The sequence below is a fragment of the Aeromonas sp. s9 genome (genome assembly GCF_040907765.1).
Lineage (GTDB): Bacteria > Pseudomonadota > Gammaproteobacteria > Enterobacterales > Aeromonadaceae > Aeromonas > Aeromonas caviae.
On sequence record NZ_JBFOCK010000100.1, the window covers coordinates 1 to 16,774 of the forward strand.

Annotated in this window: 19 protein-coding genes and 3 pseudogenes; 6 read left to right on the top strand and 16 right to left on the bottom strand. The window is 62.9% G+C overall.

What is annotated here, in order from left to right; all coding sequences use genetic code 11:
- A pseudogene (locus AB5Y54_RS18950) lies at nucleotides 1-134 on the bottom strand (IS5/IS1182 family transposase); the annotation flags it as partial.
- A 415-nt stretch (nucleotides 135-549) separates the two neighbouring features.
- Between AB5Y54_RS18950 and AB5Y54_RS18955 the strand changes: the two are divergent.
- On the top strand, nucleotides 550-792 hold the full coding sequence (locus AB5Y54_RS18955) for a DUF3297 family protein (protein ID WP_010673692.1): 243 nt from the start codon (nucleotides 550-552) through the stop codon (nucleotides 790-792).
- A gap of 273 nt (nucleotides 793-1,065) precedes the next feature.
- Here AB5Y54_RS18955 and AB5Y54_RS18960 read toward each other — a convergent pair whose 3' ends face one another.
- Entirely contained in the window at nucleotides 1,066-1,500 is a 435-nt protein-coding gene (locus AB5Y54_RS18960; protein WP_069785306.1) for a DMT family transporter, read from the bottom strand.
- 10 nt (nucleotides 1,501-1,510) lie between these two features.
- A complete protein-coding gene (locus AB5Y54_RS18965; protein WP_323920280.1) occupies nucleotides 1,511-1,999 on the bottom strand; it encodes a DMT family transporter in 489 nt (162 codons plus the stop codon).
- A gap of 100 nt (nucleotides 2,000-2,099) precedes the next feature.
- Here AB5Y54_RS18965 and AB5Y54_RS18970 point away from each other — a divergent pair, with 100 nt between their 5' ends.
- On the top strand, nucleotides 2,100-2,993 hold the full coding sequence (locus AB5Y54_RS18970; protein WP_368154183.1) for a LysR family transcriptional regulator: 894 nt from the start codon (nucleotides 2,100-2,102) through the stop codon (nucleotides 2,991-2,993).
- A 149-nt stretch (nucleotides 2,994-3,142) separates the two neighbouring features.
- A complete protein-coding gene (locus tag AB5Y54_RS18975; protein WP_368154211.1) occupies nucleotides 3,143-4,246 on the top strand; it encodes an ElyC/SanA/YdcF family protein in 1,104 nt (367 codons plus the stop codon).
- A gap of 124 nt (nucleotides 4,247-4,370) precedes the next feature.
- Here the strand turns inward: AB5Y54_RS18975 and AB5Y54_RS18980 are convergent, their stop codons facing one another.
- The 9 genes and pseudogenes from AB5Y54_RS18980 to AB5Y54_RS19020 form a co-directional block, all read right to left on the bottom strand.
- Nucleotides 4,371-4,739, bottom strand: a complete 369-nt coding sequence (locus AB5Y54_RS18980) for a DUF1428 domain-containing protein (RefSeq protein WP_139736972.1) — start codon at nucleotides 4,737-4,739, stop codon at nucleotides 4,371-4,373.
- An 83-nt stretch (nucleotides 4,740-4,822) separates the two neighbouring features.
- Complete coding sequence (locus tag AB5Y54_RS18985) at nucleotides 4,823-6,184, bottom strand: MFS transporter (protein WP_368154184.1); 1,362 nt, start codon at nucleotides 6,182-6,184, stop codon at nucleotides 4,823-4,825.
- A 164-nt stretch (nucleotides 6,185-6,348) separates the two neighbouring features.
- A pseudogene (locus AB5Y54_RS18990) lies at nucleotides 6,349-6,450 on the bottom strand (protoheme IX farnesyltransferase); the annotation flags it as partial.
- A 13-nt stretch (nucleotides 6,451-6,463) separates the two neighbouring features.
- Nucleotides 6,464-7,357: a heme o synthase gene (gene cyoE, locus AB5Y54_RS18995; RefSeq protein WP_119197460.1), complete on the bottom strand. Its 894-nt coding sequence runs from the start codon at nucleotides 7,355-7,357 to the stop codon at nucleotides 6,464-6,466.
- 8 nt (nucleotides 7,358-7,365) lie between these two features.
- Nucleotides 7,366-7,695 carry a cytochrome o ubiquinol oxidase subunit IV gene (locus tag AB5Y54_RS19000; protein WP_010673684.1) on the bottom strand — a complete coding sequence of 110 codons (330 nt, stop codon included), beginning with the start codon at nucleotides 7,693-7,695 and terminating at the stop codon, nucleotides 7,366-7,368.
- Nucleotides 7,696-8,343: pseudogene (locus AB5Y54_RS19005) on the bottom strand (cytochrome o ubiquinol oxidase subunit III); the annotation flags it as partial. It abuts the gene before it with no gap.
- Nucleotides 8,312-10,288: a cytochrome o ubiquinol oxidase subunit I gene (gene cyoB / locus AB5Y54_RS19010; protein WP_041211612.1), complete on the bottom strand. Its 1,977-nt coding sequence runs from the start codon at nucleotides 10,286-10,288 to the stop codon at nucleotides 8,312-8,314. The gene cyoB and the pseudogene AB5Y54_RS19005, both read right to left, overlap by 32 nt.
- A gap of 3 nt (nucleotides 10,289-10,291) precedes the next feature.
- Nucleotides 10,292-11,380, bottom strand: a complete 1,089-nt coding sequence (gene cyoA / locus AB5Y54_RS19015) for a cytochrome o ubiquinol oxidase subunit II (protein WP_080767819.1) — start codon at nucleotides 11,378-11,380, stop codon at nucleotides 10,292-10,294.
- A 507-nt stretch (nucleotides 11,381-11,887) separates the two neighbouring features.
- Nucleotides 11,888-12,331: a carboxymuconolactone decarboxylase family protein gene (locus AB5Y54_RS19020; protein WP_368154185.1), complete on the bottom strand. Its 444-nt coding sequence runs from the start codon at nucleotides 12,329-12,331 to the stop codon at nucleotides 11,888-11,890.
- Nucleotides 12,332-12,450: 119 nt separating this feature from the next.
- Here AB5Y54_RS19020 and AB5Y54_RS19025 point away from each other — a divergent pair, with 119 nt between their 5' ends.
- The gene (locus tag AB5Y54_RS19025) at nucleotides 12,451-13,359 is read left to right on the top strand and encodes a LysR family transcriptional regulator (RefSeq protein ID WP_368154186.1); all 909 of its coding nucleotides are present in this window, start codon (nucleotides 12,451-12,453) and stop codon (nucleotides 13,357-13,359) included.
- A 90-nt stretch (nucleotides 13,360-13,449) separates the two neighbouring features.
- Here AB5Y54_RS19025 and AB5Y54_RS19030 read toward each other — a convergent pair whose 3' ends face one another.
- From AB5Y54_RS19030 to AB5Y54_RS19040, 3 genes are all read right to left on the bottom strand, one after another.
- The gene (locus AB5Y54_RS19030) at nucleotides 13,450-13,779 is read right to left on the bottom strand and encodes a DUF3634 family protein (protein WP_201901332.1); all 330 of its coding nucleotides are present in this window, start codon (nucleotides 13,777-13,779) and stop codon (nucleotides 13,450-13,452) included.
- Between the two features lie 95 nt (nucleotides 13,780-13,874).
- A complete protein-coding gene (locus tag AB5Y54_RS19035) occupies nucleotides 13,875-14,846 on the bottom strand; it encodes a nucleoside hydrolase (RefSeq protein ID WP_323904147.1) in 972 nt (323 codons plus the stop codon).
- A 133-nt stretch (nucleotides 14,847-14,979) separates the two neighbouring features.
- Nucleotides 14,980-15,279, bottom strand: coding sequence for a DUF3861 domain-containing protein (locus tag AB5Y54_RS19040; RefSeq protein WP_042014216.1), 300 nt, complete (start codon nucleotides 15,277-15,279; stop codon nucleotides 14,980-14,982).
- A 132-nt stretch (nucleotides 15,280-15,411) separates the two neighbouring features.
- On the opposite strand from AB5Y54_RS19040, the gene AB5Y54_RS19045 reads away from it, so the two are divergent.
- Nucleotides 15,412-15,783: a MarR family winged helix-turn-helix transcriptional regulator gene (locus AB5Y54_RS19045; protein WP_270668005.1), complete on the top strand. Its 372-nt coding sequence runs from the start codon at nucleotides 15,412-15,414 to the stop codon at nucleotides 15,781-15,783.
- A 129-nt stretch (nucleotides 15,784-15,912) separates the two neighbouring features.
- Nucleotides 15,913-16,482, top strand: coding sequence for a HutD family protein (locus tag AB5Y54_RS19050; protein WP_052815265.1), 570 nt, complete (start codon nucleotides 15,913-15,915; stop codon nucleotides 16,480-16,482).
- Here the strand turns inward: AB5Y54_RS19050 and AB5Y54_RS19055 are convergent.
- Complete coding sequence (locus AB5Y54_RS19055; RefSeq protein ID WP_039039209.1) at nucleotides 16,479-16,682, bottom strand: hypothetical protein; 204 nt, start codon at nucleotides 16,680-16,682, stop codon at nucleotides 16,479-16,481. The two genes, AB5Y54_RS19050 and AB5Y54_RS19055, sit on opposite strands and share 4 nt — an antisense overlap.
- Nucleotides 16,683-16,774 lie beyond the last annotated feature (92 nt).

Consider the following 16,774-nt stretch of genomic DNA (forward strand, 5'->3'; position numbering starts at 1 on the left):
TAAAACGGCTCGATGACTTCCACCATGTTTTGCCATGGCAGGATCTGCTCCATGCGGGACAAGAAAATCTCTTTTCTGGTCTGACGGCGCTTACTGCTGAATTCACTGTCGGCGAAGGTGAGCTGATGACTCATGATGAACCCTTTTTCATGGCTCCAGATGACAAACATGATCTCATATCAGGGACTTGTTCGCACCTTCCTTAGCAAAAGCATCAACTCAAACTCCGCAAGCTGTTACGCTAGCATTATGCGGATAATATTTTGGACACCCATCTTTCTGAGCAAGACGTACAATGGCTAGCTAATAGAAGGGTGGGTGTTCTTTTAACCAATTTGGTGTGAACCTGAAATATAAAGAGCAAATTATGATTGGACTGAAAATCAGTAAAAACATGACAACCCCCGTCTTTCGGAGCTAGCTATAGCCGCTGCCCGGGCAGCAACTATAGCCGGACCTTGTCCACCCGAATCAGACGCAACCCAGCCTTGAGCCCATGACGGGCATTGCCTACAATGACCCACTTTTTATCACTCTCAGGTCTATAAAATGAGCGACAACAAACCTGCACTGCCCGACCGTCTGGCGGCCAACCCGCGCAGCCCGCACCATGTGGCGGAGTGCTTCGAGCACGAGATCGGCATTCGCGTGAACGGCAAGGAGCGCACCAATGTCGAGGAGTACTGCATCAGCGAAGGTTGGGTGAAGATCCCCTCCCCCAAGGCCAAGGATCGCTACGGCAACCCCATGCTGATCACCGTCAAGGGCACCGTCGAGGCTTTCTACGCCTAAGCCGCCCTGACCGCGCGCCCCGTCGGGCCCGCCGCCATGCTGTTCAGAACACCGGCCTTGCGCCGGTGTTCTGCTGTTGAGGGCGGCCCAGGGTGACAGGCGCCTCTCTTTCTTTGCTCTCTGTTGCCTTCCTGTTTCTTCCTTTCCCTCCCTTTCTTTCGCCTTATTCCTTTTCATCTGGGCCCTGATCCGGCAGGCGAGCCGCCTTTGGCATCCAGGCAGGGCGACGCTCTTGCCATCCCTGCCGGCTTACCCAGGCCATCACCGCCCCACTCACCCTCGGGAGTGCGACTTGCCGCCCTGCCAGCGTTGCAGCGCAGCCCCCGCCAGCACCAGCAGGATGCCGAGCAGATCGCTCGCGGCCAGCCGTCCGGCCAGGGCATCGAGCAGGGCGCCCCCCGCCAGCTGGCCCGTGACGATGAGCAGGGCGCAGGCCAGGGCGCCGATCCGGCCGATGGCCCAACTGCTGATGGCGACGAACAGCGCCCCCAGCACCCCGCCGAGCAGCAGCCAGGGATCGAGCCCGGCGAGCCGCTCCCAGGGTGCCCCTTTGAGGATGAGCAGGGCGCCGAGCAGCCCGAAGCCGAGCAGGTGGTTGGCCAGCGACGCCGTCATGGCGCCCCGGGCGCTGGCGAGGCGGCCATTGAGGGTGCGCGACAGGCTCACCGCCACGCCGTTCAGCAGTCCCAGCAGGATCAATAAGGTCATGGTGTCTCTCCTAATGCAGCACGATAAGCAGGGCGCCGGCCAGCACCAGCAGGGCGGCGAGCGCGTCCTTTCCCGAGGGGCGGCGGCGAGCCAGTCCGAGCCAGCCGAGGCCATCGCACAGGGCACCAAACAGCAGCTGGCCGAGCAGCAGCAGGGCCAGGGTGCCCGCCATGCCGAGGGGCGAGTTGAGGCAGAGGGCCGCCAGCACCACGGTGAGCGCCCCCGGCAGACCGCCGAGCCAGGCCCAGGGCGGGGCCGCCTCCGGCGTCGGGAGCCTTGGAGAGAGCCACCACAGGAGCCCGGCCACCAGGCTGCCGACCCCGTGGGCCAGCCAGCTCGCGAGCCAGGGGTCGGTGACGCGGGACAGGGCGCCGTTCTGGGCGATCATCAGCGCCAGCAGCAGGCCGGCAGCGAAGGCGGCCAGGGCGCCCAGGGTCTGGCCAAGTGTCTGGCCGAGGGCGGGGCGGCCGGGGCCGCGGTCAACAAGCGGGGGGATCATGGGGTTGCTCCTTGGTTGAACTGACGAGCAGGGTAAATTGTTTTTGATTTGGGGATAATCTACCCTCAAGGAACAAAATTGTTTCCATATCGAGAACAACATGAACCAGGAAGCCTTCGCCCTGCTCCCGGCCTTCGTCGCCGTGGTGGAGTCGGGCACCTTCTCCGGCGCCGCTCGTCAGCTCGGTCTCAGCAAGTCGGTGCTGAGCAAGAAGGTGAGCCAGCTTGAGCAGGCCCTCGGCTGCCAGCTCCTCTATCGCACCACCCGCTCCCTCACCCTCACCGAGGCGGGGGAACGCTACTTCGAGACGGTGCGCCATGCAGTGCGCCTGGCCAGCGACGGGGAAGATGCCATCGGCGCCCTGCAATCGGCCCCTCGCGGCCTGCTGCGGGTGACGGTGCCCATGGTCTATGGCCGGCGCCACATCGTCCCCCTTGTCCCCGAGTTTCTCGCCCTCCACCCCGAGGTGCAGTTGCAGCTGGAGATGAGCGACGCCCGGCAGGATCTGGTGGCCGAGGGGTTCGACGTGGCGGTGCGCATCGGCGAGCTGGAGGATTCGAGCCTGGTCGCCCGCCGCCTCGCCCCCTGTCTCAGCACCCTGTGCGCCGCCCCCGCCTACCTGGCGCAGGCCGGCACGCCCCGCACCCCGGCGGATCTCGAGCGCCACAACTGCCTCTTCTACTCCCTGTTTCGCGGCGGCACCCAGTGGCGGCTGCACGGGCCCGAAGGAGAGGTGGCCATCACCCCCAGGGGCAATTTCGAGGTCAACAACAGCGATGCCATCCACACCGCGCTGCTGGCGGGGCTTGGCATCGGCAACATGCCGGACTTCATCGTGGCGCGGGATCTCGCCATCGGGCGGCTGGTGCCCGTCCTGCCAGACCATGCCCTGCCCGAGCACGGCATCTGGTGCGTCTATCCCAAGCGCCGCCACCTGCCCGCCAAGGTGGAGGCCTGGCTGGCCTTCCTGCAGGAACGTCTGGGGCTGCGCTGAGGGGGGCATCGGGATAACCGGAACGGTTCACGTTTTTTTCATCGGGAAGGGAGTAGAGTAAGCAGCAAACCAAGCATCTGTTTTTATTGGAAAAGCATTCAGGGGACGAGCCACGACATCGCGCCCCGCACCCCACAGGGAGCCCCATGATGAAGAAAACCGCGATTGCTCTGACCCTCACCAGCCTGCTGACGCTGCCACTCTTTGTCTCATCCGATGCCTGGGCCGCCCCGGTGCGCTCCCTGCAAAAGGAGCAGAATTACGAGCAGTTCATCAGCAAGCGCCAGGTGGTGGATCAGCTGCTGGCAGACGCCGCCCGCATCTTCCACTCACCCGCCCGGGTCTCCGATGCGGGCTTCACCGCCAAGATGCCGAGCAACATGGAGCAGGTGACTACCCTGCTGCTGGAGGCCCACCAGCTTGAGCCCTATCGCACCGATCTGCTCATCTCGGCGGCCAACGCCCAGATCTACAACGGCAACGTGGACAGGGCCATCGCCCTGTTCGAGCAGGCCCTCACCGCCGCCCCGGACGATCTGGACATCAACACCTATCTGGCCACCTGGCTGCGCTTCAAGGGCAACCAGGCCAAATCCGATGGCTACCTCAAGCGGGTCGGCGAGCTCAATGCCGGTCGCGCCGCCGACTTGCAGCGGCTGTTCGCCACCGTGGACAGGGTGGTCGCCACCCCCCTCAAGGAGCGTCAGGGACGGGGCGAGAAGAAGGGGCGCCGCGCCATCGTCACCCTGGGCTATGCCCTCAATCCCGACGGCTCCATGCACGACATTCTGCTGGGACGCCTCGAGACCACCCGCGCCCTGGCCCAGGCCGATCCGGCAGCCCTCGTCATCCTCACCGGCGGCGTGCCCCAGAACCGCCAGACCGAGGGCAAGCTGATGGCGGACTGGCTGGCGAAAAAGGGCATCGACCGCTCCCGCATCATCGAGGAAAACTACGCCACCAGCACGGTGGAGAACGCCCTCTACAGCGGCTATGCCCTCGCCCGCCACGAGATTGAGTTCGCCACCCTGGTGAGCTCGGCGAGCCATGTGCGCCGGGGCCAGACCCTGCTGGAAATCGCCTGTTGGCAGAGCGGCCCGGCGAACATCCGCATCGACAGCGTCGCCTACCCGGACAAGCCCCTCTCGGCCCTGGCCAAGGCAAGCCCGGAGGAGCTGCTTGGCATCTACCGGGACGCCCTGCGCACCTATGGCCTGTGGAGCTACCGCTCGGCCCCGCTGGTGGAGCGCTGATCCCCCGGCATGGCGCCCAGCAAAAAGCCCGCCGGCTGGCGGGCTTTTTCATCATCTGACGGGCCAGGGTGTTGCTATCGGCCCTTGCGCTCCGGCCACCAGGGTGAAGCCCCGATGGCCGGTCTCAGCCCTTGAGCTCCAGCACGGTGTTGAAGCCTCCGAAAATCATGCGGGCGCCATCAAACGGCATGGTCTGGTGCAGGGGATTGGCGGGGTCCATCCTGGGGTCCTGCATCATCTTGCCCATGGCGTCGTCCCGCACCGCCTTGCTCGGCCACTCCACCCAGGAGAAGACCACGGTTTCATCCTCCCTGGCCGCCACCGCCCGGTAAAAGTCGGTCTGCTTGCCGTGGGGCACATCGTCCCCCCAGCACTCCAGCACCCGGGTGGCGCCGTATTCGAGGAAGATGGGGTCAAACTGCCCCGCATGATCGATCAGGGCCTGCTTGTTGGCCGTCGGCACGGCGAGCACGAATCCGTCCACGTATGACATCAGAGGTTCCTCCTGTGAGTGAGGATCTCAGCATAGCAGCCGCCCATCAGCCCGCGCTCTGCGCCGCCCCGCGCAGCCAGCCATCACAAAGAGACCAGCCGCTCCAGATCGCTGCGGGTCAGGCGCTTGCTGTCCACCTTCACGTAGAGGGAGTGCTCCTCGCGCACCAGCAGCACGTCGCTTACCCCCTCGCAGGCGCGGATCCGCTGCTCCAGAGCCGGGGTGGCCTCGACCCCTTCCGGCAGCACGATGCGCAGGCTGCTCACATAGGGGGGCTCGGCCATGGTGAGGCTCACCCCGAGCCAGGCGAGGGCCAGGGCGGCGCAACCGCCAAACACCAGGGGGCCGCCCCCCAGGCTGTAGAGCAGGCCGCCGAGACTGCCGCCGATGGCGACCCCGAGGAACTGACTGGTAGAGTAGACCCCCATGGCGGTGCCCTTGTAGCCCGGCGGGGACTCCTTGCTGATGAGAGACGGCAGCAGCGCCTCCATCACGTTGAAGCCGATGAAGAAGAGCTGCAACCCGGCGAGCAGACCCCACAGCTGCTGGCCGCTCTGCCAGAGCACCAGCTCGGCGGCCAGCATCACCACCACGCACCCGATGAAGACCCGCTTCATCCGGCGGTGCTTCTCGGCATAGATGATGAAGGGCACCACACTCACGAAGGCGATCAGCATGGTGAACAGATAGGCCTGCCACTGGCTGTCACGGGGCAGCCCGGCACGCTCCAGCAGGGGCGGCAGGGCCACGAAGCTCGACATCAGCAGGGTGTGGACGCAGAGGATACCGAGGTTGAGCTTGAGCAGGCGAGGGTTGGTGAGCACGGTACGAAAGCTGCCTCGCACCATGGCGGACTCGCGATTTTGCAGGTGGGCCGCCGGGGTCGGCACCACCCAGAGCACCATGGCGATGGCGGCCAGGGCCAGCAGGGCGATGAGCCAGAAGAGGCCGGACAAGCCCAGGGCATGGGTGATGAGGGGGCCGGTCACCATGGCGATGGCGAAGGTGATGCCAAAGCTCACCCCGATGAAGGCCATCGCCTTGGTGCGATTCTGCTCCCGGGTGAGATCCGACAGGAGCGCCATGACGGCGGCGGAGATGGCGCCGCTCCCTTGCAGGGCGCGCCCGACGATGACCCCCCAGATGGCGTCGCTCAGGGCGGCGATGACGCTGCCAAGGGCAAACATCAGCAGGCCGCCAACGATGAGGGGCTTGCGCCCCACCTTGTCGGAGAGCAGGCCGAAGGGGATCTGGAACAGGGCCTGGGTCATGCCGTAGATGCCGATGGCAAGCCCGATGAGCGCCTCGGAGGCGCCCGCCAGGGACATGCCGTAGGTGGTCAGCACCGGCAGCACCATAAACATGCCGAGCATGCGCAGCGAGAAGACGGAGCCGAGCGCCCAGGTCGCGCGTCGCTCGCCCCTCGTCATGGTGAAATCATTCATGAGGGCCTCGATGAGTCAAAAAGAAGAGAGAAAGAAAGGGGTGACAGGCGCCCGGCCGCCCCGAAAAATCGGCGATGCCCCTCGCAGGGCGGCGCCCATAATAGCAGAGCCGGGAAGATTCCCGGCTCTGGATTTCATGCATTTCAGGGGTGCAGTTCACACTATCAGGGCAGCATGCTCACCAGTACCGGCGCTGCGTCCGGCTGGAAGTCCACCGACATCATCACGCTCAGGCAGGTGAAGATGATGACGACGATGGAGAACATGTCAGCTCCAGCGTCAGGGCAGCATGCTCACCAGCACCGGCGCTGCGTCCGGCTGGAAGTCCACCGACATCATCACGCTCAGGCAAGTAATGGTGACGATGGAGAACATGAACAGCTTGCGCGCCCAGAGGGAGTCGTCCACCGCCGCCTTGTAGCCCGACAGCGCCATCCCCAGCCACCAGACGCTCACCGCGGTGGCCACCACCAGATACTTGTACCCGGCGTAGCCGCCGAGGAACAGCATCAGGGTCGGCACCATGAAGGCCAGGATGTAGAGGGTGATGTGGAGCTTGGCCACCGGGATCCCCTTCACCACCGGCAGCACCGGGATGTTGGCAGCCTGGTAGTCCTTGAAGCGGAAGATGGCGATCGCATAGGAGTGCGGCATCTGCCACAGGCTGAAGATCGCCAGCAGGATCAGGGCCCCCGAGTCGAACTGCCCGCTCACCGCGCAGTAGCCGATGACCGGCGGCGCGGCGCCGGAGAGGCTGCCGACCAGGGTGCCATAGACCGAGTGGCGCTTCATGTAGAGGCTGTAGATCCCCACATAAACCAGGAAGCCCAGCACCGCCAGCAAGGCGGCCAACGGATTGGCCGCAAAGTAGAGCAGTGCAATGCCCGCAACGCCCAGCGCCGTCGCATACCAGAGGGAGACACCGGGGGCGATGAGCCCCCGCACCAGGGCGCGGTTCTTGGTGCGCTCCATGATGCAGTCGATGTCCCGGTCGATGTAGTTGTTGAACACGCAACCGGAGGCCACCACCAGTGACACCCCCACCATGGTCAGGATGAACAGGGGCACATCCAGGCTCCCCTTCGAGGCCAGCAGGAATCCCCCGATAACCGAGATGAGGTTGCCGAAGATGATGCCCGGCTTGGTCACTTGCAGGTATTGCTTCATCATCATCAACCCGCTCAGTGAACCATCATGTTGATGTTGAGGTTGTACATGATCCACAGGGAACCCACGACCACGATGGCGATGATGAGCACGGTAAAGACCAGTGCCACCAGGTTCCAGCGCTCCTCGGAGGAGGTGTTCATGTGCAGGAAGTAGACCAGGTGTACGAAGATCTGCACCACCGCCATGGCCACCACGGTGCCGAGCACCACGGCGTGGGAGGCGGAGCCGTCCATCACCATCCAGAACGGCACGGCGGTCAGGATGAGTGACAGCACGAAGCCGATCATGTAGGACTTGACGCTGCCGTGGCTGGCGCCGTGATTGTCAACGGAATGACTCATTTACATGACCCCCATCAGATAGACCACGGTGAAGACGCAGATCCATACCACGTCGAGGAAGTGCCAGAACAGGCTCAGGCACATCAGGCGAGTGCGGTTGCGCTCGGTCAGCCCCTTCTTGGTGATCGACACCATCATCACGATGATCCAGACCAGGCCGCTGGTCACGTGGATACCGTGGGTCCCCACCAGGGTGAAGAAGGCAGAGAGGAAGCCGCTGCGATCCGGGCCCGCCTCGTGCACGATCAGGTGATGGAACTCGTAGATTTCCATCGCGATGAAGCCGGCACCCAGCAGGAAGGTGACGAACAGCCAGGTGTTGACCGCCGCGACCTTGTTCTTGTTCATGGCCAGCATGCCGAACCCGAAGGTGATGGAGCTCAGCAGCAGCAGCATGGTTTCGGCGAACACGAACGGCAGTTCGAAGATGTCCTTGCCGGTGGGGCCGCCGGCAGTGCCGTTGACCAGGACCGCATAGGTCGCGAACAGGGTCGCGAACAGGATGCAGTCACTCATCAGGTAGATCCAGAAACCGAATACCTTGGTGGCACCGGCATCGTGGTGCCCATCCTCATGGGCACCGTGAGAGTGATGTAGTACGTCAGTCGCCATGGAATTAAGCCACCTTGTTGATGTTGTCGAAATGCTGACCTTCGATGCGCTCGATCTCGTCAACCTGTACGTAGTAGTCCACATCGTCGTTGAAGCTGTGGATGATCCAGGTGGCGATCATGCCGATGAAGCCGGCGATGGCCATCCACCAGATGTGCCAGATCATGGCAAAGCCGAACACCACGCTGAAGGCGGCGATGATGACACCGGCACCGGAGTTCTTCGGCATGTGGATGGGGGCATACTGGGCAGGCTTCTTGTAAGCGCTGCCGTCAGCCTTGGCTTCCCAGAAGGCGTCCAGACCGGTGACCTTCGGCTCGATGGCGAAGTTGTAGAACGGCGGCGGAGAGGACGTCGCCCACTCCAGGGTACGGCCACCCCAGGGATCGCCGGTCAGGTCGCGGTTCTTCTCGCGGTCGCGGATGCTGACCACGATCTGGATGACCTGGCACAGCACGCCCAGGGCAATCAGACCGGCGCCGCAGGCGGCGACCACCAGCCAGCCGTGGAACTCGGGATCGATGTTCTGGCTGACACGACGGGTCATGCCCATGAAGCCCAGCACGTAGAGCGGCATGAAGGCCACGAAGAAGCCGGTGATCCAGCACCAGAAGGCACGCTTGCCCCAGACGTCATCCAGCTTGAAGCCGAACGCTTTCGGGAACCAGTAGGTGATACCGGCGAAGCAGCCGAACACCACGCCGCCGATGATGACGTTGTGGAAGTGGGCGATGAGGAACAGGCTGTTGTGCAGCACGAAGTTGGCGGCAGGCACGGAGAGCAGTACCCCGGTCATGCCACCCACGGTGAAGGTGATGATGAAGCCGACGGTCCACAGCATGGGCGAGGTGAACTCGATGCGACCGCGGTACATGGTGAACAGCCAGTTGAAGATCTTCACCCCGGTCGGGATGGAGATGATCATGGTGGTGATGCCGAAGAAGGCATTCACGTTGGCGCCGGACCCCATGGTGAAGAAGTGGTGCAGCCAGACGATGAACGACAGCACGGTGATTGCCACGGTCGCCCACACCAGGGAGGTGTAACCGAACAGCTTCTTCTTGCAGAAGGTCGCCACCACTTCGGAGAAGATCCCGAACACCGGCAGCACCAGGATGTACACCTCGGGGTGACCCCAGGCCCAGATCAGGTTGATGTACATCATCATGTTGCCACCCATGTCATTGGTAAAGAAATGGGTACCCAGGTAGCGGTCTGCGGTGAGCAGGGCGATGGTGACGGTCAGGATCGGGAAGGAGGCGATGATCAGGATGTTGGCACACAGGGCGGTCCAGGTGAAGACCGGCAGGCGCATCATGGTCATGCCAGGGGCACGCATGCGGATGATGGTGGCGAAGAAGTTCACGCCGGTCAGCAGGGTCCCCAGACCCGAAATCTGCAGACTCCATATCCAGTAATCGACCCCGACCCCGGGACTGAACTCCAGCCCCGACAAGGGCGGATAGGCCAGCCAGCCGGTCTGGGCGAATTCACCGACCCCGAGGGAGACGTTGATCAGCACCACGGCCGCGGCGGTGAACCAGAAGCTCAGGTTGTTCAGGAAGGGGAAGGCCACGTCACGGGCACCGATTTGCAGCGGCACCACGATGTTCATCAGACCGATCACCAGCGGCATGGCCACGAAGAAGATCATGATGACACCGTGGGCGGTGAAAATCTGGTCGTAGTGGTGCGCATTCAGGTAGCCTTCGCCACCGCCGGAGGCGATGACCTGCTGGCCACGCATCAGCACGGCGTCGGCAAAGCCACGCAGCAGCATGACCATGCCCAGAATGAGATACATGATACCGAGGCGTTTGTGGTCGACCGAGGTCAGCCACTCTTTCCACAGATATTGCCACTTGCCGTAGTAAGTGATGAGACCGGCGATGGCCAGGCCCCCCAGAATGATACCGGCTATCGTGACCATGATGATGGGTTCATGGTACGGAATAGCCTCGAGTGTCAATTTTCCAAACATCGATTATTCCTCGGATCCTGCTTTCACACTCTTGTCGGCCGACATGGCCATGTGTCCGGCATGGGCGTCATGGTTCATGGCCTGGTTCTCCATGGCGTCCTCTTGCGAGGCCTCATGGTTCATCCCTTCGTGGTCCATGGCACCCGCTTTCGGGGCGGCGTCATGGTTCATGGCCTCGTGGTTCATGCCCTCGTGATCCGCGGAGCCCGCAGCCGGGGTGGCGTGACCACCATGGGACATGCCGCCCATGAACTTGTTGATGATGTTGACGAACAGCTTGGGATCGGCGCTGGCGAAGTACTCCACCGGGTGGTTTTCGCTCTTCTTGGCCAGAGCATTGAACTCATCCATGGTGCTCAGGGCCTTGGAAGAGGCCTTCACCTTGGCTACCCAGGCGTCGAAACCGGCTTGGTCCTGGGTCGCGATGGCCTTGAACTTCATGCCGGAGAAACCGGCACCGCTGTAACCGCCGGAGATGCCCTTGTACTCGCCCGCCTCGTTGGCAATCAGGTGCAGCTTGGTCTGCATGCCGGCCATGGCGTAGATCTGGCCGCCCAGTTGCGGGATGAAGAAGGAGTTCATCACGGTGTCGGAGGTCACCCGGAAGTTGACCGGGGTGTTGACCGGGAAGGCCAGCTCGTTGACCGACGCAATGCCCAGCTCTGGATAGACGAACAACCACTTCCAGTCCAGGGAAATGACATCCACCTGAACCGGTTTGACGTCCGATTCCAGCGGCTTGTAGGGGTCGAGGGAGTGGGAAGTTTTCCAGGTGATCACCGCCAGGATGACGATGATGATGACGGGTACAGTCCAGACGACTGCCTCAATCTTGTTGGAGTGGGCCCAGTCCGGCGCATAGGTGGCACTGGTGTTGGACGCCCGGTATTTGTAGGCGAACGCCACCGCCATGACAATCACGGGCACCACCACGATCAGCATCAAGCCGAGTGCGGTGAGTATCAGTGACTTCTGCTCCATACCGACCTGCCCCTTGGGGCTCATCAGTGCCATGTCGCAGCCACTCAGCAAGCTGGCGGTCGCGAGCAGCAGCAAAGCGCCCAAGCCCCTCTTCACATCAAAGAGTCTCATGCAATGTCCTCATCTTTTGAAGGCTTATTGGTATAAAAAAATGCAGCATTTTATTGCATCAGACCGGCATGTGAACAACATGAAAAATTAATCCCAAAAATGTTCAAAAGGTGATGGAAAGCGGTATCAGATGTTAATCCCTTGACAATGACCAATTTATTCAAGTTACACCGCGGCAATTCATCTTCCGTTAATCTCTCGCGCCACCAAAAGTGACCACCAATTAACCAAAAAGATCCATCTGGTCTGTTTTTAACCCGCCATTGCGATCAAAAAAGAGCCATACAGCACCTTTTCGACTCACAGGTCATTTTTCCACACCTTGATCTGGATGGGTATTTTTCGGGGAAGATTAAAAAAATAATTAATCAAACGAATGTATGATTAACTTCCCGTCCCCCCGACAACGGTCGCAACCCCTGGCGCCAGAAGGCACACTTCGTAACAAAACGGGCCCTTGTGCGGGCCCGTTGATAATCGTTTTCTCTCCCTCCCTCGGAGTCGGAGTCAGGAGTGTTCATGTTCCATTCGGGTCGCCACGGCGATCCGGTTCCAGGCGTTGATGGTGACCACCTGCATCAGGCACTGGGCCAGCAGGGTTTCCCCCAGTTGGGCCAGCGCCGCCTCATAGGTCTGCGTCGTGAGCCCCTTGTCGGCGATCAGGGTCACCTCGTCGGTCAGGGCCAGCACCGCCCGCTCCCGGGCGTCGAACAGCGGCGACTCCTGCCAGGCGGCCAGCGCCAGCAGACGCTGGGCGCTCTCCCCGTGCTTCATCGCCACGTCGGCGTGCATCTCGATGCAGTAGGCGCAACCGTTGATCATGGAGGCGCGCAACTTGATGAGCTCCTTGAGCGACAGGGGAATGTCGGTGCCCCCGAGGTAGGACTCGAGGCCCATCATGGCCGAGACGGCGGCGGGCACCTGGTTGGCGAGCTGGATACGGTGTGACATGGCAAGACTCCTGTGATGGACCCCGGATGGGGCGGTGAGCTGATTGTTCACTTTTCCATTGTTGATTAGAATATCGTCATAACCTGCAACAGTTTTGCGTTTATCGCAAAGGTGAATCCATGCTGGATCGCATCCGCATCCTGGCCCAGGTGGTGGAATCGGGCAGTTTCTCCCGTGCCGCCCGCGCCCTCAACCAGGCCCCCTCCTCCGTGACCCGTGCCATCGACGCCCTGGAGCAGCAGCTCGGGATCCCGCTTTTCAAGCGCAGCACCCGCCAACTGGTGCTGACCGAGCAGGGCGCCTATTTTCTCGCCCGCTCCCTGCCCCTGCTGGAGGAGGCGGATCAGCTGGTGCAATCCCTGCAACCCCTCTCGGTGGCGCCAGAGGGGCCGCTGCGGGTCTCGGTGTTCGAGAGCTTCGGCGCGTCCTGGCTTTCTCCCTGCCTGCCCGACTTCCTCGCCCGCTACCCCGGGGTGCGCCTGGAGGTTGCGCTGGACAACCGCATGGTGGATCTCGATGCCGAGAACGTGGACGTGGCGGTGCGCATCGGCAAGCCCGCCGACAGCAGCCTGCACACTCGCCATCTGCTTACCAACCGCTCGCTGCTGGTCGCCTCCCCCGCCTATCTGGCCCGCCATGGCGAACCCGCCCATCCCGCCGAGCTGGCCCACCACAACTGCCTCATTCGCGGCCATGGGCGCCAGCGCCAGCACTGGTACTTCCAGCAGGGCACGGAGCGCGAGAAGGTGGCGGTGCAGGGCAACCTCGCCTCGGTCGGGGGCACGCCCCTGCTCTGCGCCGCCCTCGCGGGGTGCGGCGTGCTGCTGCTGTCGAGCTGGATGGTGCAGCAAAGCATCGACGAGGGCACCCTGCTGCCGCTGCTGCCAGAGTGGCTCGCCTCCCCCTACGAGGATCGCCAGGACGAGATCCACGCGGTGTTTCGTGGCGGCCGCTTCCTCAAACCCCAGACCCGCGCCTTCATCGACTTTCTGGTCGAGGCGATCAGGCCCTTGCAGGGGCCGCGCTGACCGCAACAGAGCCACCTGGCGAAACGCTGAAAATGCAGACGCCGGGCACAGGGCCCGGCGTCTGGAAATGAGGGTCGCCACGGCGACCGCTCAGCGTGATTTTCGCCCGTCAGGGCTCGGGGAGAGCCCCCGGTAATCCCCGTAGGGGAAGATGTTGCGCAGGCGCTGGGCCACGGGCTCGGGGATGGAGCGGGAGAAGACCAGCCTCACCCCGTTGCCGTCCCGCAGGCCCAGGATGCGCCCGCGCACCGCCTCATGGTGCAGGATCTGGGTCGCCTGGGTCACAAAGCGCGGCGACACCGAGCCCCGCTTCACCACCACCTTGCCCGGCGCGAGCCGGACCTCGAACAGGGCACCGCGCCCCAGCGTCATCAACCACCCGATCAGGGCTATCGCCACCAACAGAGACAACCAGGCCATTGCGTCTTCCTCCCGTCAACCCGATGTTCGCCAGTATAACCGGGGGCGCCTCATCATGACCCGGCCGCCATCACGCTTTCACTCACTGCCGGGCCTTATCGGCGCCCCTTGCCCCAGGCCACCAGGGTATCCCGATAGAGGGCGAGCAGGGCCCGATCCCGCACCGCGACCCCGACCTGCTGGGCCGGGCAGTGGGCCCACTCGTCATGGGGATGGCGGGTGTCGTCAAATTTTTGCAGGGTATGGCCGATGGCGGGCCCCTCGGTGATGACCCGCACCGGCCCCTTGCGCAGGGTGAACAGCGCAGGATCGATCACATAGGCGATGGCGGAGGGGTCGTGCACATGGCACCCCGCCATGCCGATGCGCTCGGAATAGAAGCGCAGGTAGAAGCGGCTGACATCCCACAGGAAGCGGCCCGGCTCCCCCGCATCGTCCCGCAGGGCATCCAGATAGTCGGCGGTGAAGATGCTCTGCTGGGTGACGTCGAGCCCGATGATCACCAGGGGCCAGGGGGCGGTGAAGACCCGGTCCGCCGCATCGGGATCGTCGTGGATATTGGCCTCGGCATAGGGGGTCACGTTGCCGCGATGGCCGTTGACGCCAAAGGCGCCGCCCATCACGACCACTTCTTTCACCAGGGCGGCTACCTCGGGGGCCGCCTCGAGCGCCAGCGCCAGGTTGGTGAGGGGCCCGATGGTCACTAGCGTGATCTCGCCGGGATGGGCCTTCACCGTCTCGACGATGTATTGCCAGGCCGGGCGGGGATCCGGAATGAGGGTCACCTCCCCCGCCTGGACGTCGCCAAACCCGCTCGGGCCGTGCACCACCGTCGTCGGGCCCACGGGCTCGCGTAGCAGCGGCGCGGCGGCGCCCCGGGCCACGTCCGCCTTCATGCCATATTTTTGCTTGAGCCAGAGGGCGTTGCGGGTGCCATTTTCGATGGTGGCATTGCCAAACACAGTGGTGATGGCGAGCAATTCGATGGCGGGGTGCGCCTCGGCAAACAGAATGGCCATGGCATCGTCGATGCCGGGATCGGTATCCAGAATGATCTTGTGGGTCATGGGTCCTCCGTGAAACGAGCTGCCAGTGTAGCGGGCCGTCGCCGCTTTGACAGCACCGGGATCACAACCTCGGGGTTTCCTTTGCATCAGGCATGCTGGCGGGACCACTCGCCCTTGGGGTCAGGGCTGGGGGTCACTCGGAAGGGGCGACCACGGCCTCCTCTCCCCTGGCGGTGCGTTTCAGTTGCCCCATGAATTGCTTGAAATGGGGGAGAAACCCCTTGAACAGCTCCTCTTTGCGATGTTGCATCATGACTTCGCCAAACAGCTTCAACCCGACGATAAACGCCTGATGTTCCTGCTCCGACATGGCCAGCTTCCCCTTGCTGAGCGCCAGGATGGCAAAGATGTCGTCGTGATTCTGGCAGTCGAACTGCAACGGGGGCACCTCGCGGTCCAGCGCCTGGACCTGTACACGATAGGTGTGTGGCATCTTTCATCTCCTCTCGGGCTGGGCTTTTACCCATATGATTGATAAAATCAATTAAACCCTTTTAAGTTGACTTTATCAACCATGAAGTTGTCAAACCGCCTCTTCCGGATCCTTGATCAGTACAAAATCGCCATGACGCAGCATTTCCGGGCACAGCAGATCGCCCTTAGCCCCCTCCATTACAAGGTGCTGCAACTGATCCATGCGCTGGATCCCGCCACGCCGCAGCTCATCGCGCAGCGGTCTGGCCGCGACAAGGCGCAGGTGACGCGCCTGCTGCAGGAGATGGAGAAACAGGGGCTCATCGAGAAGCGGCCCCATCCCACTGACAGACGCAGCATCTGTCTGGCCTTGACCCCGCTGGCCTGCGAGCGGGTCAACCAGGGGGAGCAGGAGGCAGCACGGCTCGACGAACGGCTGTGTTCCCTGCTGACGCCGGCGGAGATAGCGCAGTTGCAGCAACTGCTGGACAAGATAGAAAAAGGGCTTGAGTCGACCGATTAGGGTCAGCGTCAGGGGATCCGCTGCCTGATTTGTGGCCAACCAGCGCGGCCTGTGCTGGCGGCGCCTTGTGAGCCACTCCCGGAGATGGTATCACTGGCCCCACTCTCCCCTTCCCGCCGAGGCGCCATCGTGATCACCCTGATTAAAGAGTCCGACCAGTTGAAAATGCCCTGGAAGAACAGGCAGGGCACCACGGCCCAGATCCTGATCTCCCCCCCTGGTTCGACCCTGGACAAGCTCGACTTTGACTATCGGCTGAGCTCGGCCCCCATCAAGGAAGCGGGGAGTTTCTCCCGCTTTCCCGGCTACCAGCGCATCCTGCTGCCCGTCAGCGGTGCCGGTTTCGTGCTCAACGGCCACCCCTACGCCACCTTCGAGGCGGCCCACTTCAGCGGGGATAACGAGACCCGCTGCGAGCTGCTGAAAAAAGAGGTGACGGATCTCGGGCTCATCTACCACCCGGCGCGCATCAGCGCCAACGTGCGGGTGCTGAACCTGCCCTTCCCCCTCAGCCTCACCCTGGAGGCGGACAAGTGCTACCTCTGCCACCTGCTGGAGGGCCAGCTCACCGTGCAGGGACAGCAGGTCGCACCGGGCGAGACCCTGGTGGTGCAGGGGGAGGAGAACATCCGCTTCGAGTGCGGCAAGAAGACCACCCTCGCCTTCTTTACCCTGCAGCCCAAGCAAGCCGCCGTTTAACGCCGGGGGGCACGGCCCCCGCTGTCGAGGCAGGCCTGCATGGTGTCATAGGGGGTATAGTGCCTGGTGCGGCTGTAGTAGGTGCCGCCCTTGGGGTGACAGATGCCGCTCCGGCTCTTCTTCACCGGGGGCTCGGCGGCCAGCGCGATGGCACACAGCAGCATCAGGCAACAGCCAAGCATCCATTTCACTGCATTCATGCTCTCTTTTCCGAAGGGGCGTAGGCGGGCCACTGGCCCATTTGCGGCCTATTCTACGCCGCTCATCCCCTTGCCACCCCAGACCAGATCAT